The organism is Mesorhizobium sp. M0028 (genome assembly GCF_040323855.1).
Taxonomy (GTDB): domain Bacteria; phylum Pseudomonadota; class Alphaproteobacteria; order Rhizobiales; family Rhizobiaceae; genus Mesorhizobium.
The window spans coordinates 210,886-236,372 of sequence record NZ_JAMYVG010000003.1 but is presented as its reverse complement, the minus strand read 5'-3'; the positions used below and the strand labels follow the sequence as shown (position 1 = coordinate 236,372).

The following is a 25,487-nucleotide window of genomic DNA, read 5'->3' as shown; positions in this document are numbered from 1 at the left end:
CAACATGAACTTGCAGAGTATGACCGGTTTTGCGCGCAGTGTCGCCGAACACGAAGGCACTTCGATTGCCTGGGAAGCCAAGTCCGTCAACGGCAAGAGCGTCGAGGTCAGGCTGCGGCTGCCGCAAGGTTTCGACCGGCTGGAGCCGGCAGTCAGGCAGACGGTGCAAAAGCGTTTTGGGCGCGGTAATTTCCAGATGACGCTGACCATTGGCCGCGCCGCCGGCGCGCAAGCGCAACCCGTGGTCAACGAGGCTTTCCTGAAGGATCTGGCGGGGTTGGCCAAGCGGCTGCAGGAGCAGTTCGGAGTAGCGCCTGCGGCGGCCGACGGACTGCTTGCGCTGCGCGGCGTGCTCGACATTCCCGAAGCCATCGAAACCGAAGAGGCGCGCAGTGCGCTCGATACCGCGATATTGTCGGCGCTGGAAGCAGCACTGGACGGGCTGCAGCAGGCGCGCCAAGGCGAAGGTGCGGCGCTTCGTTCCCTGCTGTCCGGCCATATCGATGCCATCGAGGCGCTGACACTGCGGGCCGAGGCCGATCCATCACGCGAGCCGGCCACGATCCGCGAAAGGCTTGCAGAGCAGATCCGGCTGCTGATGGACGCATCAGCCAATCTGGATGCCAGCCGGCTGCATATGGAAGCGGCGTTCCTGGCCACCAAGGCCGACATACGCGAGGAGATCGACCGGCTGAAGACGCACGTGGCGTCGGGCCGGGCGCTGCTCGCCGGCGGTGGCGCCGTCGGCCGCAAGCTCGATTTCCTGGCGCAGGAATTCAACCGCGAATCGAATACGCTGTGTTCCAAGTCGAATGCTGCCGCGGTCACCGCCATCGGACTGGAACTGAAGGCGGTCGTCGACCAGTTTCGCGAACAGGTCCAGAATCTGGAATGATCCCGATGCCAAGCCACATGACTGCCAAGCCCCATGACCACTAGGGATGTGGGTTCCCGCATTCGGCGCCGCGGGCTGATGCTGGTGTTGTCGTCGCCCTCAGGCGCCGGCAAGTCGACGATCGCGCGCAACCTGCTGGAGAGCGATTCCAGCCTGGAATTGTCGGTCTCGGTCACCACGCGGCCACGCCGCGGCAGCGAGATCGAGGGTGTCCATTACCACTTCCGCACGATGCGCGAGTTCGAGCGGCTGCGCGATTCCGATGCGCTGCTCGAATGGGCGGAGGTGCACGGCAATTGCTACGCGACGCCGCGCGAGCCGGCCGAACAGGCGCTGGCAGAAGGCCGCGACATGCTGTTCGACATCGATTGGCAAGGCGCTCAGCAGATCAAGGAGAAGATGCGCGCCGACATCGTCTCGATCTTCATCCTGCCGCCGTCGATGAAGGAATTGAAGGCGCGGCTGAAGCGTCGCGCCGAGGACCAGGAAGCGGTAATCGAGACGCGGCTCAAGAACGCCCGTAATGAGATCGAGCACTGGAAGGAATATGATTTCGTCATCGTCAACGACGATCTTGACCGCGCTTTCGCCGAGGTGCGCGGCATCGTCACGGCCGAACGGCTCAGACGCGATCGCCGGCCGGGCTTGTTCGATTTCGTCTCGGGGCTGCTCGATGAGAAGACGGATTGAGCACCTTTATCGTAAGCGTCCGGCCTGCGGCGTCTTTCGGGACGGTGGCGATCACACGAAGATAGTGTCCACTTGTCGGGATAATTGACATTTGCCGATGTTGGTTGACGAGAGAGACGCCCTCGTACCAGCGATCAACGTCGGCATAAAACGCGATAGAGAGTTGGCATGCCGATTGAATTATGGGGCTTTTGACACACCGAATGGCCGAAAGATCAGCGTCGCGCTCGAGGAGATGGGGCTGCCCTACACGGTGAAGGTGGTCGACATCACGAAGGGCGAACAGCATGCCTCTGGGTTTCTGCGTATTAGCCCCAACAATCGCATCCCCGCCATCGTCGATCCCGCCGGACCGGACGGTAGACCGATCAGCGTGTTCGAGTCGGGTGCCATCCTAATTTACCTAGGCCAGAAGACCGGCCACTTTTGGCCGTCCAGACTCAGCGCGCAAGTCCCTGTGTTGGAATGGCTGATGTGGCAGGTGGGTGGTTTCGGTCCGATGCCGGGCTAGGTGCACCACTTTCTTGGCGTGACCGACGACCAGGACCGCCGCTACGGACTGGCACGCTATAGCGCAGAGACCCGACGCCTGTACGGAGTCGCCGATCGGAGGCTGGCGGAGGTCGAGTATTTCTCGGGCGAGCTGTCGATCGCCGATTTTGCTATTCTCGGCTGGGCATGGCGGCACGAGCGGCATCAAGTCGATCTTGCCGAATTTCCGAATGTTGAGCGCTGGTATGGGACTATGATGGCACGGCCGGGGGTTCAACGCGGCTTTGCGGTATCGCTCTCCTGATGGAACGACATGAAGCTCGACGCTTCCGTGAATTCGCTCCTGTCTTCGACAATATTTTCGTCATATTGCGGCAGGTCGTCTGTAATGGTGAACCAAGGTGCCTTGGAGCCGACGAAAATGTGCGCGCTTGGGCGAATGTTTGGGTCGTCGACGAGGGTCCCCATAGCGATGTGGGCGAACGCGCCGTCACGAACAACCGCAAAAAGGAACGACCCGCATAGCTTGCATCGCTCGTCATGCCAGCTATTGCCGTCGACGATCTGGATTTTGTCCTCCCCACTCGTGATGCGCAATTTGACACGCTCTATGCCTGCGAGTGGCTTGAACGCTGCGCCGGTTGCGCGACGGCAGATCGAGCAATGGCAATTCACGGCAAATATGAACTCGTCCGTCACCTTATAGGTGACTGCACCGCACTGGCATGATCCACCTAGCGTGCGGGTGTTGGTCGGCTCCTGCAGCGTCACGACTGGCATTCCTCTGTGCGATCGAAGTTTACCAGATAGCACACTTTTATCGGACTTCAGGCGGGTAGTCGGGGCGACGCTTTGTCTGGGCGGGTGTCAAGTGTTCAATGATCTGTACAATGTCGGTCCGTCCGATCTGCGGATAGTGCTCTCGCATCCCCGTGACCTCTTGGGGCCATTCCGATTCTCTCCAAGGAACGCTGCCGCCTCGGACAGGCGCAGATCGGTGCAGCGCGTGACCCACACAATCGCGATCCTGCTGGCATCGCCGTCACAAACATAGCGCATATAGCCCGGCAAAATCGATATTGCGCCAGCGTATGGTGGATATTTTCTCGCCTGCCTCGATAAGTGGGAAAGACCGAGCGACCACTCCAAGTTCCTCCATTACAGCCTCACACCGCATTCGTCAGCCGCACGAATTCCTCGACGCTGAGCGTCTCCGCACGCCTGGTCGGATCGATGCCGGCGCGGGTGAGCAGCGCCTCGCCGCCAAGGCTTTTCACGCTCTGCCGCAGCATTTTCCGGCGCTGGCCGAACGCCGCTTCGGTGAAGCGGCTGAGCCGTTTCACCTCTGCCGGCAAGGGGCTGGCGCGTGGCACCAGATGCACAACCGAGGACGTCACCTTGGGTGGCGGCGTGAACGCCTGCGGCGGCACGTCGAAGGCAATCCTCGCCTCCGTCCGCCAGCCTGCCAGCACGCCGAGCCGGCCATAGGCTTCGCTGCCGGGGCTGGCTGCAATGCGTTCGGCGACCTCGCGCTGGAACATCAGCGTCATCGATGTGTAGAAAGGCGGCCACTCGGTCACGGTCAGCCAACGGATCAGCAATTCGGTGCCGATATTGTAAGGCAGGTTGGCGACGATTTTCGCCGACCCGCTGCTTCCCGGCACTCCTTTGGCAAGCGCTGCAAAATCAGTTTTCAGCGCATCGCCGGCCACGATCTCAAGCCGACCCGGATAGTGGTTCGCGATCTCGGCCAAGGCCGCCAGGCAGCGCTCGTCGCGCTCGATCGCGACGACCCGCTGGGCGCCGTTGAGGAGCAGGGCCCTAGTCAGCCCGCCCGGACCGGGGCCGACCTCGATAACCGTAACATCGCTCAGGTCGCCGGCGGTCCGCGCAATCTTGCTTGTCAGGTTAAGGTCGAGCAGAAAATTCTGGCCGAGCGCCTTTTTCGCCTGCAGCCCATGGCGCTCGATCACCTCACGCAGCGGCGGCAGCCCGTCTATGCTCATCGGGCTGGGCTCATCGGGCTGGGCTCATTGGGTTAGGATCATCGGATTGGGCTCATTGGCCTGCAGTTTTTGCCCCGGTATCGGCAAGTAGGCGAGCGAGCTTCAGTGCGCCAATCAGACTGTCGGCGCGGGCGATGCCCTTGCCGGCGATGTCGAAGGCGGTGCCATGGTCGGGCGAGGTGCGGATGAAGGGCAGGCCGAGCGTGACGTTGACAGCCTCGTCAAACGCCAGCGCCTTGGCCGGGATCAGCGCCTGGTCGTGATACATGCAGAGCGCCACGTCGTAGCCGGCGCGGGCGCGAGCATGAAACAGCGTGTCGGCGGGCAATGGCCCGAAGGCGTCGATCCCTTCCTGCCTCAGCCTGTCGACCGCCGGGCGTACGATGCGCTCATCTTCGGTGCCCATCGCGCCGCCTTCGCCGGCGTGCGGGTTGAGGCCGGTAATGGCGAGCCGCGGCTTGGCAATTCCGAAGCGGTTTGCAAGGTCGGCGGCGGTGATGCGGCCGGTGGTGACGATCAGGTCGGTCGTCAGCGCCTTCGGCACCTCGGCCAGCGCGATGTGGATGGTGACCGGCACGGTGCGCAGGTCCGGTCCGGCAAGCAGCATCACCGGCGTCACCTCGGTACCGGTATGAAGCGATGCCAGATGCGCCAGATATTCGGTGTGGCCGGGAAAGCGAAAGCCGGCATCGTAGAGCGGCTTCTTGGCAATGGGGCAGGTGACGACCGCGGCAGCGCGGCCGGCCAGGCAGTCGGCGACGGCGCGGTCGATCGCCTCGACGATGCCGGCGGCGTTGGCTGGATCAGGGCGGCCGGGACTGTCGATGAAACGGGCGGCAAGCGCCACCACCGGCAGCGCGCGCGAAAACATCTCCGGCGCTAGCGCCGGCGTTGTCTCGGCCATCGCAATATCGGCGCCGAGCCTGTGCGCCCGCGCGGCAATCAGTGCCGGATCGGCAAGAAGATAGAAAGACGGAACGCCGGCGGTATCGCGGGCCTGCCAAGCGGCGATGGCGATGTCCGGCCCCACACCGGACGGATCGCCGACGCTCAGCGCCAGCGGAAGCTCTGCGTGAGGCACGGCTATCGCGACTTCAGCGCTCGATGATGCGGGCTTTCTTCCGCAACTCCTCGACATATTTCTTCGAGAGCTCGTCGGCGTTCTTGTCGCTCGAACCTTCATTCTGGAACACCATCTGCGCGACTTTGTCGTCTGACACCTCGCGCGACGAGCAGATGCCGATGAATTCGACGCCGCGGTCGGTTTCGCGCGTCGTGGTGGCGCCGCCAACCTTTGTAGCTTTTATCTGCTCGGCCCAGTCCAGCGGCAATTGCGGCGCCAGCACCCGGCCGAGATCGCGAACGGTGACATCCATCAGGCCCTTGGCGAATTCGCGCGTGGTGTTGCAGCCGTTGAAGCGGGCGCGCATGGCGTCGGCTTCGCGTTTGCGCTTGGCCAGCGTCGCGCTTCGCTCGGCGGCCGGCACCACGAAAATGACCTGCTGCAGCATGTACTCGGTGGCACTCGGTTTGCTACCGCCTTTCTCGAGCATGCGCTTGACGAGGTCCTGCTCGCTTATGGCGCCGCCGCCGTCGCTAGAACGGTGACGCGCGGTCAGCGCCTGGTTCCAGGCCATCTGCGCCCGGATAAACTCCTTGAAATGCTCCTTGGAGACGCCGGATTGCGCCATGGCGCCGTCAAGCTGCTTGAGCGGCATTTTGTTGCTCGTGGCGAAACGCTGATAAGCGGCATCGACCTGCGCGTCGCTGATGCGGATGCCGAGCCGCCTGGCTTCGGCCATGCGCAGCGTCTGGTCGATCATTTCCTGGCCGGCATCGCCCTTTTTGTGCTGCAGGCGCAGGAAAGCCGCGCGATGCTGGATGTCGCCGGTGGTGATCGGTATATTGTTGACGACGTATTTGATCTCGCTGGCGAAAACCGGCCGCGTCACTGCGGTGATCGAGACCGCCACCAGCAGCGCGAAGCCTGCCGAAAAGAGGTATTTCCTCATCGAAAGCATCCCAATTCCATCTCGATTCGGCCCAACCTGTCCCAGTTCAGGCCGCGGAAATTCGTGCCTGCTCTATGCGGCGAAACAATGTCGTCCGCCAGCCGCCCCGTTGCCGACTGCTGCTCCCGTTATTGGATGGTGTCGATGGAGCGTTGCGACGAGCCGAAATCGCCGAGCGTGCGGAACGACAGGTTGAAGCCGACGTTCTGCGATACTTCCTTGGTGTTCAGGTCACGTCTTTCCGAAAACGTCATCAAATAGGTAAAGCACGAATCGCTATAGGCAAAGCCGACCCCGTCCTTGACCAGGATGCTCTGCTCCAGATCATACGTGCCGGTGCCAAAGACGCGCCAATTCTCAGCAAGATGCGTCGAGGCGCCGAGCGTAATCTCATGGCGATCCGTGGAGAAGCCATAGAGCGGCTGCGCCTGGATGAAGGCGTATTTGGCGCTCAGCGATACGGGCAGGCCTGAAAAGGCGGCCTTTACCTCAGCGCGGCGGACCTCGAAGCTTTGCTCGTCGAAACGGCCGCTGACCGAGCCGGAAAATCCGCTGGGGCTATTGAAGCCGACAAGGCCGACATAGTCGGAGGTTGCGGTTTCAAGACCCGAATAGGCGCCGACATTGACCAGATCCGGCGTGCCGAACGAGTTCTGGCCGCCGAGTTGGTAGGATTGGCCGAACACCGCATTGGTGCTCCAGCCATTGTCGTACGCGCCGGAATAGCGCAGCCCGACATTGGCGCGCGTGCCGCCTTCCATGCGGTCATAGCCGGAGAATTTGTCGCGCTCGAACAGCGTCGTGGCGTCGAAGACGAAGCTCTGGGCGTCCTCGTTGGGGACCGCCAGCCCGCCGACATATTGCTCGTTCGGACGCATGAACACTTGTGCCATCGGTTCGAAGACATGGCTGGAACTGGTCATCGAGAACAGTACCGGCCAGCGCATCTCAAGGCCGGCGGTCGCCATGTAGCGGGCAAGCGACGAACGCATGTCGTCGTCAACGCCGAGATTGGTCGCCATCTGGTTGACGGCGTCGAGCGAGGCCGAGGAGGCGTTGACATAGCCGGCGTCGCCGCGCAGCGCCAGCAGCGGCGTCAGCAGCAGCCCGCCATCGGTGGTGAAGGTGCGCTTCCATTCGGCCTCAGCGGTAACGCGGCCGGATTGACCGTCGATGCCGCGGACGTTGTTGACGGACGAAGGGATGCCCGAATCTGCAAGAGCCGTATCGAGCCTGTCGCGGTCTATGATCCGCGCGTTGACGTCGAACGACAGCTGCCCGCCGGCCACCGGCATGTCGGGGATATAGGCGTAGTCGAGCGAGGGCAGCACCCAGGGCTGCTTGGCGGCGCGGGCGGTCGGATCGCTAGCGAGGGTGTCTTCTTGAACGTCGAAGTGCATGGCGCGCACATCGAAATAATTGCGATCGTTGAGCCCCGTCAGGTACACCTCGGAGCGGTGTACGCTATCGTTGAAGCCGTCGATATCGTAGGTGCGCGAGAAACTCTTGTCGCTCTGCAGCAGGATGTCCCAGCCGAAGTCCCAGCGCGGGTTGATGGCGAACTGGCCTTGGGTGCCCATCATGCCGCGGAACCTGTTCGGATCGCCCTCGGTACCCGAACTGACGTTGTGGCCATTGTCGTCGATGAAGGCGTCGGGATTCTCTTGACGGATGCCCGCAATCTTCAGGCTGTACTGACCGTTGTTGAAGCGCTGCCTCCACTCGGCCTCACCGAGGAAACCCTGTCTGGTATAGCCGCTGCCGGTGACAGTTAGATCGTAGGTCGGCGAGAGCGCGAAATAATAGGGAACTCTAACACCGACGCCGAGATCGCTCTTGTAGGCGACGCCGGGGATCAGGAAGCCGCTCTTGCGCTTGACCGTCGGGTCGGCGATCTCGAAAGCCGGCAGATAGGCCAGTGGAAAGCCGAAGAACTCGAAATTCGAATTCTCGAAGCGAACCGTCTTCTTCTCGCCGTTCCAGATGATCTTCCTGGCCTTGATACGCCAGGTCGGCGCTTTGTCGGGCTTGTCCTCGCACGGCTCGCAGGCGGTGTAGACGCCATTGTGGAACGTCGTCAGCACGCCGCCCATGCGCTCCGCGCTTTCGGCGGCGAAATACGCCTTGTCGACGGTCTCGACACGCAGCGCGTTGACGAAGCCGTCGGCGAAATCGTCGGTGATGTCGGCATGCTGCGAATAGATTTTGGTGCCGTCGCTGTTGACGAGCTCGACATTGCCGCTGGCGACGAGGCGTTTGGTGTTGCGGTTGTATTCGACCCGCTGGGCGACGAGACGGTTGCCGCCATAGTCGATCTGGACGCCGCCGACGGCCGTCACAGTCTGCTTGTCGTTGTCGTAGACCAGCGTATCGGCTGCCAGCAGCATCTGTGTGCCGCTCGGAACCTTCGTTGCCAGCTCACTGACGTCCTGGGCGAAAACCGGAGCAACCGGGGCAGCGCCGGCAAGCAGGCATGCCAAGGCGCTCGCCGCAGAGAGGCGTGCCAAACCGGCGTGCCTATGGCTGCGCAAAACCGCCTCCCTCACTAGCCGTCTTCCTTGTATAGCAGGAATGTCACCCCGAAGAACATAGCCACGACAACCGGGACCCAAGCCGCTACGGCAGTGGGTACGAATCCCGCTACGCCGAATGCCTTGACCAGCACCGAAACGACATAAAGCAGAAAGCCGGCCACGATGCCACCCAGAATCATCGTCGCCGACTGCCCCATCCTCGCAAATCGCATTGATACCGTTGCCGCAATCAGCGTCATCGCGACGAGCAGGAAGGGCAGCGCAATCAGGGAATCGAACTGCATGGCGAAGGCATTTGCCTTGAGGCCGAAGGAGCGGGCCACCTCGATCTTGCCGGGCAGATCGTAGAAGGGGATGGTCTCAGGGCGCGCCAACCGCTCTTGCACGAATTCCGGCTCGAGATCGGTCGGCAGCCGATCGCTGGGTAACGACTGGATGGTGCCGTCCCGGAACACCTTGACGTCCCGCAATTCCCAGTAGCCGTCCCGCAAAAAGGCGTGCGCGGCATCCTTGCGCTCGATGATGTCGCCTTGCGGGCTGAAACTGAAGAAGACCGCGTCGGCCATCTCCAGGCCTTGATTGAGAATGGCGCGCGCGCCGATGATGGTATCGCCGGAGCTGGTTTTCTGCCTGATCCAGGGCGCGGCGTCGGCCGAGACGGTGTTCGACTTGCCCGAACGGAGCTGGGTCTCGATCTGCTCGGACCAGGAATAGGCGTGCGCGGCTATCGGATTGATGACGCCAACCGACAAGGCCCCAAACAGCAGCGCCCCGATGCAGCACGGCAGCAGGAACTGCCATGCGGAAACCCCGGCGGAACGGGCGATGACCAATTCATATTTGCGGTTGAGCGACACCAGGGTCGCCATCGCCGAGAACAGGCCGACGAACGGCACCGTCTGCAGCATGATCATCGGCATCCGGAGCCCCGAAATGGCGAACGCAGTTGCGTAGGTGAAGCCCGGCACGCCGGTCGTGCGGCCGGAAAGCTCGGTGAAATCGATCAGGAACACCAGCGCCAAAAGGCCGATGAAGAACCAGATGGTGATCGTCACATAGCGAAAGAAGAAGTACCGACCCAGAGTCCAGCCCATCAGCCGGCTCCCTGTCCGGATGCGCCACGCCGGGCAAAGCGGAGCTTGACGGCGCTCCAGCCGTCATTGAAGCGGCCGGCAAGATTGGTTATCCAATCGGCCCAAGCAACCGGCAGTTCCATCGTCCGGTTGGAAACGATGAACCAGATAGCGATCGCCGATGCCACGATCGGGACGCCGTAGACCATATAGGCATATTGCGGCACCTTGTCGGCCTTGCCGGCGGCAAAGAACCCGAGCCAGCGCACGAACAGCGCGATCGCGATTGCCGTGATCAGCGGGTGCACGCGCGCCTCGCGATGCGAGCGCGCATCTCCGGCGACCGCAAGCGCGATCAGCGCAAAGACGAGCGAATAGGACCACTCGGAAAAACGCTGGTTGAGCTCGGCCAGGTACCTGTTCGGCTTTTGCTGGTACATCTTGTCGTTCGGACTGGGATTGAGCAGGTACTGGGTCGTCCGGTCCTTCGGCAAAAGCAGAATGTCAGATGACGCCGACAAGAAAGCGGACAAGTCGAAGGCGTAGGAGGTGAACCGGATTACCGAGAGGTCGCCGGTCATGGTTTTGCGATGGATGACGCCGTCATTCATCATCAGCACCTTCTCGTCGCCGCGTTCGATGATGCTGCCGGTCTTGGCATAATAGATGAGATTGACGCCTTCTTCGCGCGAGTCGGCGACGAAGATGCCGCCGAGGCGATTGTCGGGAAGCCGTTCGCCAACCTGCAGGAACAGGCCATCATCGATCTTGCGGAAGGTGCCTTCCTGGATGATCAACGACAACAGATCGGCACGCGACGAAGCAATCAACTCGCGGTTCTTCTGGCGTGCGTAAGGGTCGACGCCATTGTCGACAGCAAACGAAAAAACGCTGGCTGCGAGTGCCAGAAGCATGATCGGCCTGACGATGGTCCAGCGTGAAGCGCCGGCGGCATTGATGACGGCCAGCTCCGAATCCGAATTCATCACGCTGAGGATCTGCGCGACCGCGACGACTAGGGCGAACGGCACGACGATCGGAACGATCGACGGGACGATCAGCGCTGCGACTTCGAAGAAGGTGAGGGCCGACTGACCGCTATCGGTGACGAGGTCGATGCGGGCGAGCACCTGAGTCGTCCAGACGATCGCCAGCGTCCAAACGAGCGCCAGCGCGAATACCGCGAAAGCACGGCGCATGATGTAACGTTCAACGACCTTCATGAAGGCTTTTCTCGGCGGTTTCGAACGGCATCATGCCTTGGAATAAGGTAGTCGTCCGGCGCCGGCTGCACAACTGGCTCAGTTTGGCGGTTCGATCTGGGTTCTGTCCCGTATCGCAAATTCCGCTGGGCCGGAGTGTCGGCGGCAATGGATAAGAAAGGGCGAACATTGTTGGTTAACAACAGGTTGCGGCGGGAAGCGGGGCCGTGCCGCGACGAATCGTGGATGGTTCAATGTCGCATATGGGAGCGATTTCGGCCAAAGTCTTGTCAAATGCGGCAAAACGACCAAATGTCGCGCCGATCGCCGCCGCGGCGGCGTGATAAGACGGGTCAGGATCTGTTGAGCCCCAGCATGGAAGCGGAAAAATTGCGCAGTCAAACCGGTTGGGAAGCGGTCTTTGATGGCGCGATTGTGATCGGCGCCGGCGCGGCCGGCCTTGCCGCCGCCCACGCCCTGATGAAGGCCGGCGTACCGACGCTCGTCCTGGAAAAGGAGAGCCGGCTTGCCGAGCCCTGGCATCGGCGGCACCAACGTCTGCACCTCAACACGCATCGCGATCTCTCGACGCTGCCCGGCATCGGCTATCCCGCAGGCACCCCGGCCTTCCCGCACAGAACCGCCGTCATTCGCCATCTGAACGATTTCAGCCAAGTGCACCGGCTGCCTGTCACATTCGGCGTTGCCGTCGAAGAGATCACGTTCGATGGCGATCACTGGACCGTACAGACCAATTCCGGATCCCGTCCGGCGCGCCATGTCGTCGTCGCCACCGGGCGCGACCGGCAGCCGTTTATTCCCGCATGGAAAGGCATGAAGGATTTTGCCGGCCGGATCGTCCATTCGGCAGATTTTGGCGAGGCGAAAGACTATGCCGGCAAAAAGGTGCTGGTGGTCGGTGCCGGCAATTCGGGTTTCGACGTCCTCAATCATCTTGCGGATGCAGACGCCGAAAGCATCTGGCTGTCGGCCCGCAATGGTCCGTCATTGCTGCCGAAACGCATCTGCAAGATCGCCGTCCACAGGCTTTCGCCTTTCATGGCGCGCTTGCCGGTACGGATTGCCGATGCGGTGATGGCGACAACCCAGCGCCTGGTTTTCGGCGACCTGACGAAATTCGGGCTTCCGCCGGCCTCCATAGGAGGTGCGAGCCGTCTGAGCGCCGACTACACCGCGATCGCAGCCGATGACGGCGCGGTTCGCGCCATCAAGGCAGGCATGATCGTGGTGGTGCCGCCATTGCGAGAATTTACTCGCGACGGCATCATATTGAACGACGGCAGGTTTATCACGCCCGATATCGTCATCTCAGCGACCGGCTACCGGACCGGGCTGGAGCAGATGGTCGGCAAGCTCGGCGTTCTCGACGGCAAGGGCGTTCCGCTTTTCAACGGCGGCGAAGCCGACCCGCGATTGCCCGGTCTGTGGTTTACCGGCATGCGGCCGAGCATTCGCGGTTGTTTCGCCAATGCCCGCATTCAGGCTAGGGCGATAGCGGCGCGGATTGTCAAGCGGCGATAATGAGCAGGACTATGCCGACTGTTCCGCCCGCAATAGACACGCCTTGTTGGAACGTGCTCGAACCGAAAGGTCAATGATCATGACGCCAGTCAGCATTCGCTACATTGTCGATGATGTCGCCGCCTCGATCGACTTCTATTGCGGACATCTGGGCTTCGCCGTCCAACAGGACGCGCGACCGGCTTTTGCCTCCGTCACGCGCGGCGCGTTACGGCTCCTTCTAAGCGGACCCGGCAGTTCGGGTGCTCGGGCGATGCCCGACGGCCGGCAGCCGGTGCCGGGAGGCTGGAACCGCATCCTGCTGGTGGTGCCGGACCTGAAAGAAGAGGTTGCGCGTCTCAAGAGTGCTGGACTTGTCTTTCGCAACGATATCATAACGGGCGTCGGCGGTTCCCAGACCCTGCTCGAAGACCCATCCGGCAATGTCATCGAGCTGTTTCAACCCGCCGCTCACTGACGCAATAACACGGCATCTTAGATCCGATCTGCCCAATCGAACGCCTCTCCCCGATAATCCAACGCATTTCCCCGAAAGCAGGACATGATGAATTCGAGACCCTCGATCGCCTTCGCCAAATTCGCCGCGCCCAAAAAGGGCAGCGTTTTCGTTCTGGCGGCCGACGAGGGCGGCCTCGGTGATGCGGTCAGGGCCTGCGATCCGGCAAAGACCCTCGAGCGGGCCTTTCCCGTCGCCGACTTCACCGGCAAATTCGCCAGCCAGGTCGAAGTGCTGGCACCGGAAGGGACGTCGCTCGAGCGGCTGGTGGCGGTCGGCGCCGGCAAGGGCTCCAATCTCGATGACTACGCCTGGCTGAAGCTCGGCGGCACGATTGCCGCATCCTTTCGCAAGGCAACCGAAGTGGCCGTCGTGCTCGATCTTCCCGGCGCCGCCGTCAGCGGCAGGCAAGCCGTTCAGCTTGCCGCGGGCATCCTGCTGCGCAGCTATTCCTTCGACAAGTACAAGACCAAAAAGGACAATGGTGACGGCAAGCGTGAGCCAAAAAAGCCGGTAAAGGTGACCATTCACACGGCCGATCCGGCGGCCGCAAAGAAGGCCTTTGCCGATGAAGCGGCGGTGATCGACGGCGTCTTGCTGGCGCGCGATTTGGTCAATGAACCGGCCAATGTGTTGGGACCGGTGGAATTCGCCGCCCGCATCGCCCAACTGGAGGCGCTCGGCGTCACGGTCGAGATCCTGGCCGAGAAGGAGATGAAGAAGCTCGGCATGGGTTCGCTGCTGGGCGTAGCGCAGGGCTCGCCGCGTGGCGCCCGCATCGCCGTCATGCGGTGGGACGGCGGCAAGGCCAAGGAAAGCCCGGTCGCCTTCGTCGGCAAGGGAGTCACCTTCGACACCGGCGGCAATTCGATCAAGCCGGCCTCCGGTATGGAGGACATGAAGGGCGACATGGGCGGCGCTGCTGCCGTCACCGGGCTGATGCACGCGCTGGCCGCGCGCAAGGCGAAGGTCAATGTCGTGGGCATTGTCGGGCTGGTCGAAAACGCCGTCGACGGCCACGCTCAACGACCGGGCGACATCGTCACCTCGATGTCTGGCCAGACCATCGAAGTGCTCAACACCGACGCCGAGGGCCGCCTCGTGCTGGCCGATGCGCTGTGGTACTGCAACGACCGCTTCCAGCCGAAATTCATGATCAATCTGGCGACGCTGACCGGCGCCATCATGGTCGCGCTCGGCCAGCATTATGCCGGCCTGTTCTCTAATAATGACGAGCTAGCGGACCGGCTGACGGCGGCCGGTCAGGCGACGCAGGAGCGATTGTGGCGCATGCCGCTCGGCGCCGAATACGACAAGCTGATCGAGTCCAAGAATGCCGACATGAAGAATATTGGCGGCCGTTATGGCGGCGCCATCATCGCCGCGCAGTTCCTGCAGCGCTTCGTCAAGGACACGCCCTGGGCGCATCTCGACATTGCCGGCACCGCGATGGGCTCGCCCTCCAACGAGATCAACCAGTCATGGGCTTCCGGATTCGGCGTCAGATTGCTCGACCGATTGGTGCGCGATCATTACGAGCAATGAGCGGCGCGCCAAATGATTTAGACTGAAGTCATGGCCGAAATCCTGTTCTATCACCTGACCGAATCGACCCTGGAGGACGCGCTGCCCGGCCTCCTGGAGCGCAGCATCGATCGCGGCTGGCGCGCCGTGGTGCAGACCGGCACCGAGGAACGGCGCGACGCGCTGGACCAGCATCTGTGGACTTTCCGGGACGATTCGTTCCTGGCCCATGCAACGGATCGCGAAGCCCATCCCGCCGAGCAGCCGGTGCTTCTGACCGTCGGACCTGACAATCCGAACCAGGCGCAGATACGCTTCCTGGTCGATGGCGCGGTGCCGCCGGAGCTTGGCGGCTACCAGCGCGCCGTGTTCCTGTTCGACGGCCACGATGCAGCCCAGCTAGAGGCGGCACGCACGCACTGGAAGACAATGAAGGAGGCCGGCCACACCGTGACCTACTGGCAGCAAACACCGGACCGGCGCTGGGAACGCAAGGCTTAGAAGACCTGAGCAAGCCCGATGCCGCCTGATGATCAAACACCAAGCATATCGATAGATGCCGCACTTGTTCGCCGCTTGATTGCCGCGCAGTTCCCTGAATGGGCGGACCTGCCGGTAGAGCCGGTCGAGCCTGGCGGCTGGGACAACCGCACCTTCCGGCTGGGCGATCGAATGTCGGTGCGGCTGCCCAGCGCTGCCGCCTATGTTGCCCAGGTCGAGAAGGAGCATCGCTGGCTGCCTCGCCTCGCGCCTCACTTGCCTCTGCCGATACCGGTGCCACTGGCCAGAGGCGCGCCCGGTGAAGGCTATCCATGGCCTTGGTCCGTCTATCGCTGGCTTCGCGGCCGGCCGGCGGCTGGTGGGCTGATTGCCGATCTCAATGAATTCGCTCGTTCGCTGGCCGGCTTTCTGGTTGCGCTCTACCGGATCGACGCCGCTGGCGGACCACCGGCAGGTCAGCATAATTTCCACCGCGGTGGCCAGCTTTCAGTCTACGACGCCCAGACCCGAGCCGCGCTTTCGGCGCTCGGCGGCCGCATCGACAAGGCAACCGCCGAGGCGGTGTGGGCGACCGCGCTCGGCTCGCGATGGCAAGGGCCGCCGGTCTGGGTCCATGGCGACGTTGCCTCAGGCAATCTGCTCGTCGAAGATGGCAAGCTCTGCGCGGTCGTCGATTTCGGCAGTTCGGCTATCGGCGATCCAGCCTGTGACCTGGTGATCGCATGGACGGAATTTTACGGCGAGAGCCGCCAGGCGTTCCGCGACGCCATTTCCCTTGACGAGCACAGCTGGGCGCGCGCTCGGGGCTGGGCGCTCTGGAAGGCGCTGATCGTCGCTTCGGGACATGACGGCAACCAGCGCGAGGCGGAAAAATCGTGGCGGGTTATCAATGAGGTGCTGGCGGATCACACAAACAGTTAGAGCGGGATGGAGAATTCAGTTTGAACGCATCCCGCTCCAAAAACGAAAGCATTACTGACCGCCCGTCTCCCTCCTGAACGTATCGAAATCGACCTGCATGCCGTTGAAGATCGAAATCGACCTGCATGCCGTTGAAGATAGAGATCCAAGCGCCCATGGTCGACTGGATGTCCTTGATGGTTGCGTCATAGTCGTCGGCACGGGCCGGTGCGGAGGCCAGCGTCAGGGTCAGCGCGTGGACCGTGGAGGCGAGCAAGGATGCATGATGAAGCGAAGAGGGCGTGGAATGAAAACGATATGGAAGCTGTTCATGGCGTTCTCCTCTGGTTTTGGTTGGCCTTACGATGTAAGGTAATGTCGAAAATTAACCTTACAGCGTAAGTTGTCAAGCGGCACCATGGACATATCAGTCAAAAAAAAGCGAACGCGCGGCCGGCTGTCTCGCGAGATGATCGAGGATGCGGCTTTCGAGGTAATCGAGAGGGAGGGGCTTTCCGGCTTTTCGATGCGCAAGCTGGCGGCAGAACTCGGCTGCGAAGCGATGAGCATCTACCATCATTTCCCCTCCCAGGCGCATCTTTACGAGGCACTGGTCGATCGACAGATCAGCTCGATCAAGATTCCTGACGACGGCATGCGTTGGCGCCAGCGGATCCACGTCGCCGTGAAGGAATACCGCCGGGTCGCCACCGAACATCCGGCCTTTGCGCCGTTCATTGTGGTCTACCGCATGAATTCGCCGGCATGTCTCGCCAAGCTGAACGACGTGATCGGCCTGTTCGAAGCCGGCGGTTTCGGTTTGGAACTCAGCGCCCGGTTGTTCCGAGCCACGAGCTACTATCTGATGGGCGCGATCCTTGACGAGACGGCCGGCTACGCCAAAGGGCCTTCGGCGGTCACCACGGTGAGCGATGAAGCGCTAGCGCGGGATTTCCCCGGCGTCATGGCTGCCGGGGCATATTTCGGCACAGCCGGTTTTGACAAGACCTTCGATATAGGCCTCGACATGTTGCTGGACGAGATGGAGCGTATCCGCGACGGTGCCAATGCGAGGTAGTTGCATCAACGGGGCATTGTCCGCATGCGCTTTTTGTTTCTTCTGATCCTGCTCATCGGTACCGGCATCGGCGTCGTCTATCCCTGGGCGATGACCAATTTCTCCGGCCGTGAGATCGGCACCTGGCGGGTTTACGACCAGGGCCGGTTCAAGCCGGTGACGGTGGCCCTGAGCGCACGCGACGGGCCGCTACGCGTGCTGGTCGATCTTACTGCAAGAGCCGAGCGCATCGTCTCGCAGCAGCGCACCGTGCTGACCCTGACCGCCGCCACCGGCGGCAGGACGGTGCTCGCCTCGACGCTGCAGTTCAATCACTCCGACAATCCGCGCCAGGTCAGCCCACAGCTGCCGGACAGGATCTTTCGCGACGAGGCCGGCCTGATCCCGAGCGTTACCCCCGGTTCCTACATCTTCACCGTCGGTCCGGGCGACGCCGAGGGCATTCCGATGCGGGCCGTCGACCTCGTCCTGCGCTCGGCTGCCGGCGAGGTCGACCGCCGGGCGCGGCCGGTCGGTTTTTCCCTGATGGCGGCCGGCCTGGCCGGGCTGGCGCTGGCATTCCGTTTCGGCGGCCGCCGGCCGGAAAATCCGAACTCGCAGCCGCCACCGCCGCGCTGGGGCAGGGGCTCCAATTGAACTATCGCCACGCCTACCATGCCGGGAACTTCGCCGACGTCGTCAAGCATGCCGTGCTCAGCCGGCTGATCGAATATCTGAAGCAGAAGGACAAGGCGTTTCGGGTCATCGACACCCATGCCGGCATCGGCCGCTACGATCTGTCCTCAACCGAAGCGCAAAAGACGGGCGAATGGCAGGGCGGCATCGGCCGGGTGGCCGATGCCGCCCTCGACGCCCCGGCGGCGGCATTGCTGGCACCGTATCTTGGAGCCGTCCGTTCGCTCAATCCGGACGGCGGCGTGAAAAAATACCCGGGTTCGCCGCTGATCGCCCGGCACCTGCTGCGCAAGCAGGACCGGCTGTCGGCGGTCGAGCTGCACCCTAAGGATGCTGCCAGGCTGAAGGCGCTGTTCGACGGTGACTTCCAGACCCGGGTGATCGAGCTCGACGGCTGGCTGGCGCTCGGCGCGCATCTGCCGCCAAAGGAGAAGCGCGGCCTCGTGCTCATCGATCCGCCTTTCGAGGAAGAGGGCGAGTTCGGTCGCTTGGTCGACGGGCTGCAAAGAGCCCATCGGTGCTGGCCAGGCGGCATTTACGCGCTGTGGTATCCGCTCAAGGACCGCAAGGCGGTCGCCGCCTTCCGAAAGGCGCTGAAGCAAACGGGCATTCCCAGGCTGCTCGACGTCGGCTTTGAGATTAGGCCGGCCTCGGTCGAGCCGAGCCTCGACGGCTGCGGCATGGTGATGGTCAATCCGCCCTTCACCCTGGAGGGCGAGTTGCGGACGCTGCTGCCGGCGCTGCACCGGCTGCTTGCTGTCGAGCAGCCATCGCATTGGACGCTGGACTGGCTGGCGGGAGAGTAGTTTGAGGTGCGGTCCTTGCCGTTCCCTCAGCGCAACCTTCGTCACCGTAACCATCGTCACTACAACCGCTTGACCGCGCGTCAGCGAATCCGCACAGTGCGCGCAGTCGACCTTGAGAGGCTGCCATGACTCGCTTCGCCCAATCCGCCCTTGCCGCACTGCTCGCCGTTTGCACGCCGCTGGCTGCGCCTCTCGGCGTTACTCAGGCGGTGCAGGCCGCCGACCTTGCAATCTATACCGATGAGGACAGCGGCGTCTGCGGCGAGGCCTGGGTGCTGAACAAAATCACCGACCGCTTCTCGTATCAGGTGCATCACGTGCCGCATCTGCCGGATGTGCAGATCGTCGATTTCCAGCGCATCCACCAGCATCGCTATCTGCCGGCCGACGACACCTGGCCGATCGGCCGCCGTTATTGCGGCGCCACCGTCAGCCTCTCCGACGGCCACGCCCGCACCATCTGGTATCTGATCGAGGAAGGCCAAGGCTTTGCCTCGATAGGCGACAATGTCGAATTCTGCGTCTCGGGCTTCGATCGCTGGATGGTCTACAACGGCCGCTGCCGCGTCCTGCGCTGAACCAGTGCCTTCCGATTCCCGATGGATTGTTGCGTCACTTAGGTGGTCGAGAAAAGAAACACCTGACGGCCGTCAGGATCGCGGACGATCACACGCCTGCCCATAGCCGTCGCCTTGACATCCGCAATGATTCCAAAACCATTGGCCTTCGCGGCAGAAGCCGCTTCGTCCGCGTCGGTGACCTCGAAGCCGATCATCGTTCCCGCTCCTTCCGCCGTCGTTCCTTCGTTTGCCGGATAGAGTTCGATCGCGAGCCCTTGACCTTGGAACGCGAAATGTATCGGACCGGAGCCGTGCTGCTCTTGCCTGAAGACAATTCCGAAATTCGCATAGAAAGCCGCGGCTGATCTGGGGTCAGCCGAAAACCATGTGACAAATGCCAAGCTCGGCAAGGGGGGCATTCATACCTCTTTGGTGTGTGGACTGTCCGGCGCTCAAGGTCGGACGGAGGTTGCGAAAATCGTAGATTTCCATGCAGGTCAACGCCAACCGGCCACATCGATCACTTTGCGGGGAAACAGCACTACATGGATTCGCTTGTTTATATTGTTGCAATTGGGGCGGTCGTTGCAGGTTTCGTCCAAGGGCTGTCCGGGTTCGCTTTCAGCCTGGTTGCCATGTCGTTTTGGGTTTGGACCGTGGAGCCCCAGCTTGCTGCTGCCATGGCGGTCTTTGGGGCGCTCACCGGCCAAATCATCGCCGCCGTCACCGTCCGCCGGGGTTTCGACCTCAAGCTTCTGCTGCCATTCCTGATCGGCGGGACCATAGGAATTCCGGTCGGTGTCGCCATCCTGCCCCTGCTGGATGTGCACTTGTTCAAGTTGATCTTCGGCGCGCTGCTGGTCGTTTGGTGTCCCTTGATGCTTTTTGCCCGTCGCCTCCCTCCCATCACGTTCGGGGGTCCTGTTGCAGACGGTGCAATAGGTCTGGTTGGCGGCATCATGGGCGGGCTTGGCGGCTTCACCGGCCCGGTTCCAACGTTGTGGTGCGTGCTGCGGCAATGGGAAAAGGACAGGCAGCGCATTGTCATCCAGAATTTCAACCTTGTGACCCTCTCCATGACGATGGCCGCCTATCTTGCGACCGGAAAGATCAAGCTCGAAATGCTGCCGATGTTTGCCATCGTCGCGCCGGCGATGTTGATACCGACACTCCTTGGCGCGAGACTCTACATCGGCATCAGCGAAGCAACGTTTCGAAAGATCGTCCTCACGCTCTTGGCCGCATCAGGTGCGGCATTGCTGGCATCGGCCTTGCCGCATCTCATGAGCCGGGTTTGAATCCGACGTACAGAAATCCCCGACTTCCGCCGTGCCCTGCGCTATCGACCGATGCGGCCCGCGCCCGATAGGTAGGCGCAGATCAGTTCGACGAGTTGCTTTTGCAGCTCCGGCGCGGCGAGCATGTTCCGGCGTGCCGCGTTATGGATCACACCTTCGATCGCCGACGACAGCACGCGCGCGACGGTCTCCATGTCGGCGCCTTTCCTTGGCTTGCGATAGGCGGCGACGGCGGTCGCGTAGTGGTTGAGATATTGTGTCTGGAACGAAGCGTGGGCGGCCCTGGAGCCGCGATCGCCCGGCGCCTCGTCGAGCAGCACCTGATGCAGTGTCGGGTGAATGCTGTGCGCCGCGATCATGCCGCGCACCAGCTCCTGCGCGAATTTCCTGAGCGGCTTTTGGCCTTCCGCCGAATCGCGAATGACCGACAGCACATGATCGAAATGACGGCGCCGGACGGCTTCGAGCAGGGAAAGCTTGTCGGGAAAATACTGGTAGAGCGTGCCGATGCTCACGCCCGCAGTCTCGGCCACCTTGTTGGTGGTGAAGCCGGCCCAGCCCAGCCCGCTCAGAACATGAGCCCCTGCCTCGACGATCGCCTCTACGGTCGCCCTGGAACGCGCCTGGCGCGGCTGCTTGCGCATGCGCGGATACGGTTTTGCAATGCGAGTAGACACGCCCGCCCATTCTCCTGAAAATATGAACAACATACTCGCATTTCCAGAAAAGGACACCGACCATGAGTGCGCACGCCCTGCTTCGCAGCCTGTTTGCCTATCAGGCCTGGGCAAATGACGAACTGCTGGAAAGGCTCGTCAGTCTCGACCCGCCCGTTCACGGCAAGGAACGGCAGGCCGTGATACGGCTCATCGATCACAGCCATATTCTCAGCCCACCTGGTTGGTGCAAGCCATGGCTACTCCGCCGACGCCAGCGAGGACACGCCGGCCCTCGACGAACTTCGTGCCGCAGTCGCGGCGACCGATCGGTGGTATCTCGATTATCTCGAAACCGTTTCGTCGCAACAGCTCTCCGAGCCCGTCGCATTCGTGTTCACCGACGGGGATAAGGCATTGATGTCGCGACAGGAAATGCTGACCCACGTCGTACTGCACGGCGTCTATCATCGCGGTGAAGCGGGGCGCATCCTGGCGCAGATTTCCGTCACGCCGCCATGGGATACCTTCGCCGTCCATCTCCACAGGGCCGAGCCTTCGCGCCGGCTGCAGAAGCAGCGCGAGCCGCTCGGCGCCTGAACGGCCGAGCGTTTTCGATTAGGAGATCGGCTCGACCGGATCTATCGAGCGATATCCTGTCTTTCAGAAATGCGAGCTATCTGCTTACTTTCATCGCGTCGTGCAAGATAGTGCAGCGGCGTGCTCGTCGCGTTGCTTCGTACTTACCTGTAGTTTATCGTTTCGGACAAGACGAGGCGGGCGACCGCCTTCGCTCTTGACAATGTTCGCGCTGAGCGTCGGACGTTGAAGCGCAGAGCTGGTCGAAAAGGTCCTGAGCTTGACGCGAAGACCGGTCGAGATAGAGCGAGCAGAATTTCTGTCGCAGAACTTCGCTGCGCGACACAAAGATTCGCAGCCGATTTTTGCACCGGTAAAATGGTCGCGCGCTCGCCGTAACCGAAACTTAAGCTGCAGAAATCATTCTAATGCTTCGCTGGCTAGCAAGCCGCGAGTCAGATATGCATTGCGCGCCGGGTCAATAACGGCCGTCGGCACAACGGAAGGGGCATGATATGGCTAAGCAGTCATCCAAAGCGCCGGCATCCAAGGCACCGGCAAAGAAAGCACCAGTAAAAGCAGCGGCGGCAAAGGCCGCAACTGCTGTGAAGAAAGCAGCACCCGCTGCCAAAGCGAAGGCCGCCGCGCCTAAGGCAAAAGCAGCGCCGGCGAAAAAGCCGGCCGCCAAGGCGGCAGCAAAACCAGCCGTGAAGAAAGCAGCACCTGCCAAGGCAAAAGCAGCACCGGCCAAGGCCAAGGCTGCACCGGCAAAGAAGGCGGCACCGGCCAAGAAGCCGGCTGCAAAGGCCGCTGCGAAACCCGCTGCGAAGAAGGCAGCACCGGCAAAGGCCGCCGCTGCAAAATCTTCCGCAGCAGTGAAGAAAGCAGCGCCCGCGGCCAAGCCGAAGGCAGCGCCCGCAAAGGCGAAGGCCAAGAAGTAGTCGCCGCTCTCCGATCGCCGGGGACAGTACTCAAGACAGCCAGGGCGGGATGCCGGACAGGCGCCTCGCTTGCTAGCTGACGGTCGGGCAGGACGAGAAAGAGGCGGGAGGAAGATGTCTTTTCGCAGCTCCCAGGACTTCGCCACGCGGCGAAGTCCGGTGGGATTTTCGTGGCTGCCAAAGACCAACCTTCGGTGCAAGGCCGAGTTGGTAGCTGATCGGATTTGGATTGTCCGACCTGCTCGCTTCTGCCGCCGCACCTCCGGCTCATCGCATCCAGATTGAAGTCGAGACAATGGCTGAGCGCTGGCGGCGCGGTTTTCCGCCTCTGGCCGTTGATGAAGCCAGCATGATCGGTCGTCAACAGTGCCCACGCACGAGCCCCAATCGGAATCGATTTTCGGTGAGGGTCATGCGCGAAGTCACAATGCTACCGCGTCCTCTTGCGCGTCCAACAGGACATATGGAGCTGTAGCCGGTAAACAGGAATCGACAATGCCCAGACTGCTCTACGCGTCTACTTCTCCCTACAGTTCCAAGGTGCGCATGGCAGCACTTCATGCCGGCATTGCGGTCGATCTCGTGCCGATAAAGACCGAGGAAAAGCCGGCCGCGCTGATCGGCGCCAATCCGCTCGGCAAGATCCCGGTGCTGGTGCTCGACGACGGCCGCTCGGTCCACGACAGCCGCGCCATCACCCAGCATCTCAACCGGATGTCCAAGAACGCATTGTTTCCGCGCAATCCCGACAAGCGCCTCGAGGCGGAGGTGCTGGAGGCGTTGGCCGACGGCATCTGCGACTGCGCGCTGTCGATGGTCTATGAGCGGCGCACGCGGCCCGAAGAGATAGTCTACCAGCCTTGGCTCGAGCGCCAGTGGAGCAAGATTTCGGCCGCGCTCGATCTGCTCAACGCCAACCCGCCGAAGCTGCCGAAGAAAATCACTGTCGGCCAGATCGCGCTGCGCGCTTGCCTCGGCTATCTCTCGCTGCGCTTCGCCGGAAAATGGGAAAAGGGCCGCGGCCGGCTGACGCGCTGGGCGGCACGCTTCGACGAGAAATTCCCGGAGCTGAAGCCCGGCATCCCGGCTTGAGGGCGGGGATGGCGAAGCTACCGATCTTCCCCTAATGCATGTCGCGCAAAAGTGTGCAGCGGTTTTGTGATAACGACATGCATAAAACAGGAACCTAAAGCGCGTCGCATGCCGCCGGTCGAACGCGACGCGCTTTAGCGGATTCCTGGCGGGGGAGGCGCAACGGCCAATTTCGACATGCTGGGAGTGAGCCGGGCCGGCGAGGCTGGAAGGTTGGTCTTGGGGGCATTTTGGTCGACAGACGTTCCGCCCAGTCTTATCGTCGCTTTCTCAAACGTAAGCCGGTGGGGGAGGGCGATTTGATACAGCGCTTGTTTGCCCTGATCATTTGTCTATCCGCGTGCACTGGCATTGGCCTTGAACTCAGCACCTTGATCAAGGGCGGTGCATCGATGCTTGGCTCGCTGTGGGTGTTGGTGGGATATTTCACGATCCTGACCAACGGTCTTGTCGCCATTGTATTCGCAGCCATAGCGCTCCTCGGGGAGCGTTTCGACCATCCAACGCTGGTGGCGTGGACGGCTGCCGTGATGGCCCTGGTCGGGGTGATTTTCGCGGTGTTGCTCCAAGGGCTGCGCACTTTGGCTGGCGCGACCGCCGAAGCAAACTTTCTGCTCCACCAACTCAATCCTGTCCTTGTCTTATTGTTCTGGCTTCTATTCACGCGAAAGGGGAGGCTCTCGTGGCGCGATCCGCTTCTATGGGCGCTCTATCCCCTGGCCTATCTCGCTTATGCCCTGGCTCGTGGTGTCGCTGAAGGGAAATACGCTTACCCGTTCATAGATGTGTCCGCCAATGGCTGGGTCGCAGTCATGTCGAATGGCGCCACTATCGCCCTCGGTTTCATCGCAGCAGCCGAAGTTCTGGTCCTGGTCGACCGGATGCTGGCTCAACGCTGACCTCGAGATCACGCGTGCCCATGCCGACAGGATGGGCACCGGGCACAAAAAAAAGCCGGGCGCGAGGCCCGGCTTTTTCGTGTCGTGGCTTGGACGACTTAGAACTTCATACCGACGCCGAAAGTGACGCGATTGTCGGTCGACTTGACCTTGCCGATACCGTCGAAGTTCTTGTCGCCGAAATCGGTGTAGCGGTACTCGACACGGCCGAACACATTGTCGGTGATCTTGATGTCGGTGCCGACGCCGGCCGTCCAGCCGAGCATGGTGTTGGTGTCGCTGAAGCCGGCGGCTTCCACCTTCTGGTTCTTCAGCGCGCCACCGGCGGTGCCGTAGAGCAGGATTTCCGGGGTAACAGCGTAGCCGAGGCGAGCGCGCAGCGAGCCTTCGACGCCGCCCTTGGCCTCGATGCCGGCATCGTCGCCCTTGACGCCGTTATAGCCGATATCGGCTTCGGCACCGTAGACGAAGTTCTCCTGCTGCCAGTTGTAGCCGCCGAAGACGCCGCCGACGAAGCCCTTGGTATCGATGTCGACACCAACGGTTTTGGCATCGGCATGGCCGGCGAAGCCGTAGCCGACGCTCACACCGGCATAGGGGCCGGCCCAGGATGCGACCGGAAGTTCGGCGATCGGGGCAGGTGCCGGCGGCTCTTCCTGAACCACGTCCGCGGCATAGGCGGTTCCGCCGAGGGCGAACAGCCCAAACGCCACCGCGAGCGGTCGCGCAAATTTAAGATTGGCTTGCATTGTTCTTTACTCCTTAAGCCACAGGACACAGGCTTGTTTTTTCATGAGCGCCCTCAACCCGTCCGGGGGGTGAAACGGATCCGGCGTTCAACGGTTCCAAATGTCGTGTCGAAATGCGGCTGAAGCGAACCTGAACTTGGGTCATTCCCTGGCACGAATGAGGCAGAACCTTGACGTTGCATCTTCGCAACAGCGAGATGTCAGCAGGTTCGCCGTGCTGCACTGCACACGGCTTGGTGCAAGGGCTCCCGCGCCCTATATTGCGGTCGGGCTGGCCCGGATTCCGG

At 62.0% G+C, this 25,487-nt stretch carries 26 protein-coding genes and 1 pseudogene; 16 read left to right on the top strand and 11 right to left on the bottom strand.

Annotated elements, in window-relative coordinates; translation table 11 throughout:
* Nucleotides 1-4 precede the first annotated feature (4 nt).
* The 3 genes and pseudogenes from NKJ93_RS08950 to NKJ93_RS08940 all read left to right on the top strand — a co-directional run bounded on the left by NKJ93_RS08950 (nucleotide 5) and on the right by NKJ93_RS08940 (nucleotide 2,381).
* Nucleotides 5-895 carry a YicC/YloC family endoribonuclease gene (locus NKJ93_RS08950; protein ID WP_023719823.1) on the top strand — a complete coding sequence of 297 codons (891 nt, stop codon included), beginning with the start codon at nucleotides 5-7 and terminating at the stop codon, nucleotides 893-895.
* A gap of 33 nt (nucleotides 896-928) precedes the next feature.
* Nucleotides 929-1,585 carry a guanylate kinase gene (gene gmk, locus NKJ93_RS08945; RefSeq protein ID WP_352588635.1) on the top strand — a complete coding sequence of 219 codons (657 nt, stop codon included), beginning with the start codon at nucleotides 929-931 and terminating at the stop codon, nucleotides 1,583-1,585.
* A gap of 175 nt (nucleotides 1,586-1,760) precedes the next feature.
* Nucleotides 1,761-2,381, top strand: a pseudogene (locus tag NKJ93_RS08940) (glutathione S-transferase family protein).
* Here NKJ93_RS08940 and NKJ93_RS08935 read toward each other — a convergent pair.
* The 7 genes from NKJ93_RS08935 to lptF all read right to left on the bottom strand — a co-directional run bounded on the left by NKJ93_RS08935 (nucleotide 2,351) and on the right by lptF (nucleotide 10,925).
* Nucleotides 2,351-2,848 (bottom strand): GFA family protein, encoded by a 498-nt coding sequence (locus tag NKJ93_RS08935; protein ID WP_352588632.1) that lies wholly within the window; start codon nucleotides 2,846-2,848, stop codon nucleotides 2,351-2,353. The pseudogene NKJ93_RS08940 and the gene NKJ93_RS08935 sit on opposite strands and share 31 nt — an antisense overlap.
* A gap of 395 nt (nucleotides 2,849-3,243) precedes the next feature.
* A complete protein-coding gene (gene rsmA, locus NKJ93_RS08930; RefSeq protein ID WP_352588629.1) occupies nucleotides 3,244-4,083 on the bottom strand; it encodes a 16S rRNA (adenine(1518)-N(6)/adenine(1519)-N(6))-dimethyltransferase RsmA in 840 nt (279 codons plus the stop codon).
* A gap of 52 nt (nucleotides 4,084-4,135) precedes the next feature.
* Nucleotides 4,136-5,164: a 4-hydroxythreonine-4-phosphate dehydrogenase PdxA gene (gene pdxA / locus NKJ93_RS08925; protein ID WP_352588626.1), complete on the bottom strand. Its 1,029-nt coding sequence runs from the start codon at nucleotides 5,162-5,164 to the stop codon at nucleotides 4,136-4,138.
* A 13-nt stretch (nucleotides 5,165-5,177) separates the two neighbouring features.
* Nucleotides 5,178-6,104 (bottom strand): peptidylprolyl isomerase, encoded by a 927-nt coding sequence (locus tag NKJ93_RS08920; protein WP_023719817.1) that lies wholly within the window; start codon nucleotides 6,102-6,104, stop codon nucleotides 5,178-5,180.
* A 119-nt stretch (nucleotides 6,105-6,223) separates the two neighbouring features.
* Nucleotides 6,224-8,641, bottom strand: a complete 2,418-nt coding sequence (locus NKJ93_RS08915) for an LPS-assembly protein LptD (protein ID WP_352494876.1) — start codon at nucleotides 8,639-8,641, stop codon at nucleotides 6,224-6,226.
* Nucleotides 8,641-9,726, bottom strand: coding sequence for an LPS export ABC transporter permease LptG (gene lptG, locus NKJ93_RS08910; RefSeq protein WP_352588861.1), 1,086 nt, complete (start codon nucleotides 9,724-9,726; stop codon nucleotides 8,641-8,643). Before lptG ends, NKJ93_RS08915 begins: the two co-directional genes overlap by 1 nt.
* Nucleotides 9,723-10,925 carry an LPS export ABC transporter permease LptF gene (gene lptF / locus NKJ93_RS08905; protein ID WP_352494877.1) on the bottom strand — a complete coding sequence of 401 codons (1,203 nt, stop codon included), beginning with the start codon at nucleotides 10,923-10,925 and terminating at the stop codon, nucleotides 9,723-9,725. The genes lptG and lptF overlap by 4 nt, the downstream gene beginning before the upstream one ends.
* Before the next feature lie 354 nt (nucleotides 10,926-11,279).
* Between lptF and NKJ93_RS08900 the strand changes: the two genes are divergently transcribed.
* The 9 genes from NKJ93_RS08900 (at nucleotide 11,280) to NKJ93_RS08860 (ending at nucleotide 19,004) form a co-directional block, all read left to right on the top strand.
* Nucleotides 11,280-12,446: a flavin-containing monooxygenase gene (locus tag NKJ93_RS08900; RefSeq protein WP_352481799.1), complete on the top strand. Its 1,167-nt coding sequence runs from the start codon at nucleotides 11,280-11,282 to the stop codon at nucleotides 12,444-12,446.
* A 73-nt stretch (nucleotides 12,447-12,519) separates the two neighbouring features.
* Nucleotides 12,520-12,903, top strand: coding sequence for a VOC family protein (locus NKJ93_RS08895; protein ID WP_352494878.1), 384 nt, complete (start codon nucleotides 12,520-12,522; stop codon nucleotides 12,901-12,903).
* Between the two features lie 87 nt (nucleotides 12,904-12,990).
* Nucleotides 12,991-14,487, top strand: coding sequence for a leucyl aminopeptidase (locus tag NKJ93_RS08890; RefSeq protein WP_023719811.1), 1,497 nt, complete (start codon nucleotides 12,991-12,993; stop codon nucleotides 14,485-14,487).
* A gap of 30 nt (nucleotides 14,488-14,517) precedes the next feature.
* The gene (locus NKJ93_RS08885) at nucleotides 14,518-14,967 is read left to right on the top strand and encodes a DNA polymerase III subunit chi (protein WP_023719810.1); all 450 of its coding nucleotides are present in this window, start codon (nucleotides 14,518-14,520) and stop codon (nucleotides 14,965-14,967) included.
* Nucleotides 14,968-14,985: 18 nt separating this feature from the next.
* Nucleotides 14,986-15,888: an aminoglycoside phosphotransferase family protein gene (locus tag NKJ93_RS08880; RefSeq protein ID WP_352515674.1), complete on the top strand. Its 903-nt coding sequence runs from the start codon at nucleotides 14,986-14,988 to the stop codon at nucleotides 15,886-15,888.
* A gap of 397 nt (nucleotides 15,889-16,285) precedes the next feature.
* Complete coding sequence (locus NKJ93_RS08875) at nucleotides 16,286-16,945, top strand: TetR/AcrR family transcriptional regulator (RefSeq protein ID WP_352548988.1); 660 nt, start codon at nucleotides 16,286-16,288, stop codon at nucleotides 16,943-16,945.
* A 24-nt stretch (nucleotides 16,946-16,969) separates the two neighbouring features.
* Nucleotides 16,970-17,581, top strand: coding sequence for a hypothetical protein (locus tag NKJ93_RS08870; RefSeq protein ID WP_023719807.1), 612 nt, complete (start codon nucleotides 16,970-16,972; stop codon nucleotides 17,579-17,581).
* The gene (locus tag NKJ93_RS08865) at nucleotides 17,578-18,426 is read left to right on the top strand and encodes a 23S rRNA (adenine(2030)-N(6))-methyltransferase RlmJ (protein WP_352588623.1); all 849 of its coding nucleotides are present in this window, start codon (nucleotides 17,578-17,580) and stop codon (nucleotides 18,424-18,426) included. The genes NKJ93_RS08870 and NKJ93_RS08865 overlap by 4 nt, the downstream gene beginning before the upstream one ends.
* 125 nt (nucleotides 18,427-18,551) lie before the next feature.
* Nucleotides 18,552-19,004 (top strand): hypothetical protein, encoded by a 453-nt coding sequence (locus NKJ93_RS08860; RefSeq protein WP_352515785.1) that lies wholly within the window; start codon nucleotides 18,552-18,554, stop codon nucleotides 19,002-19,004.
* Nucleotides 19,005-19,042: 38 nt separating this feature from the next.
* Here the strand turns inward: NKJ93_RS08860 and NKJ93_RS08855 are convergent, their stop codons facing one another.
* Nucleotides 19,043-19,405 carry a VOC family protein gene (locus tag NKJ93_RS08855; protein ID WP_352481792.1) on the bottom strand — a complete coding sequence of 121 codons (363 nt, stop codon included), beginning with the start codon at nucleotides 19,403-19,405 and terminating at the stop codon, nucleotides 19,043-19,045.
* Nucleotides 19,406-19,531: 126 nt separating this feature from the next.
* On the opposite strand from NKJ93_RS08855, the gene NKJ93_RS08850 reads away from it, so the two are divergent.
* Nucleotides 19,532-20,284, top strand: coding sequence for a sulfite exporter TauE/SafE family protein (locus NKJ93_RS08850; protein WP_023719803.1), 753 nt, complete (start codon nucleotides 19,532-19,534; stop codon nucleotides 20,282-20,284).
* Nucleotides 20,285-20,325: 41 nt separating this feature from the next.
* Here NKJ93_RS08850 and NKJ93_RS08845 read toward each other — a convergent pair whose 3' ends face one another.
* Nucleotides 20,326-20,961, bottom strand: coding sequence for a TetR/AcrR family transcriptional regulator (locus NKJ93_RS08845; protein ID WP_502895886.1), 636 nt, complete (start codon nucleotides 20,959-20,961; stop codon nucleotides 20,326-20,328).
* Between the two features lie 195 nt (nucleotides 20,962-21,156).
* Between NKJ93_RS08845 and NKJ93_RS08840 the strand changes: the two genes are divergently transcribed.
* Nucleotides 21,157-21,540 (top strand): DinB family protein, encoded by a 384-nt coding sequence (locus tag NKJ93_RS08840; RefSeq protein WP_352588858.1) that lies wholly within the window; start codon nucleotides 21,157-21,159, stop codon nucleotides 21,538-21,540.
* A gap of 457 nt (nucleotides 21,541-21,997) precedes the next feature.
* Here NKJ93_RS08840 and NKJ93_RS08835 read toward each other — a convergent pair whose 3' ends face one another.
* Entirely contained in the window at nucleotides 21,998-22,420 is a 423-nt protein-coding gene (locus NKJ93_RS08835; protein ID WP_210164499.1) for a hypothetical protein, read from the bottom strand.
* A gap of 535 nt (nucleotides 22,421-22,955) precedes the next feature.
* Here NKJ93_RS08835 and NKJ93_RS08830 point away from each other — a divergent pair.
* Entirely contained in the window at nucleotides 22,956-23,552 is a 597-nt protein-coding gene (locus NKJ93_RS08830; RefSeq protein ID WP_352588618.1) for a glutathione S-transferase family protein, read from the top strand.
* 230 nt (nucleotides 23,553-23,782) lie between these two features.
* The gene (locus tag NKJ93_RS08825; RefSeq protein WP_156948090.1) at nucleotides 23,783-24,451 is read left to right on the top strand and encodes a Pr6Pr family membrane protein; all 669 of its coding nucleotides are present in this window, start codon (nucleotides 23,783-23,785) and stop codon (nucleotides 24,449-24,451) included.
* A gap of 98 nt (nucleotides 24,452-24,549) precedes the next feature.
* Here the strand turns inward: NKJ93_RS08825 and NKJ93_RS08820 are convergent, their stop codons facing one another.
* Complete coding sequence (locus tag NKJ93_RS08820) at nucleotides 24,550-25,200, bottom strand: outer membrane protein (RefSeq protein WP_023719797.1); 651 nt, start codon at nucleotides 25,198-25,200, stop codon at nucleotides 24,550-24,552.
* Between the last annotated feature and the right edge of the window lie 287 nt (nucleotides 25,201-25,487).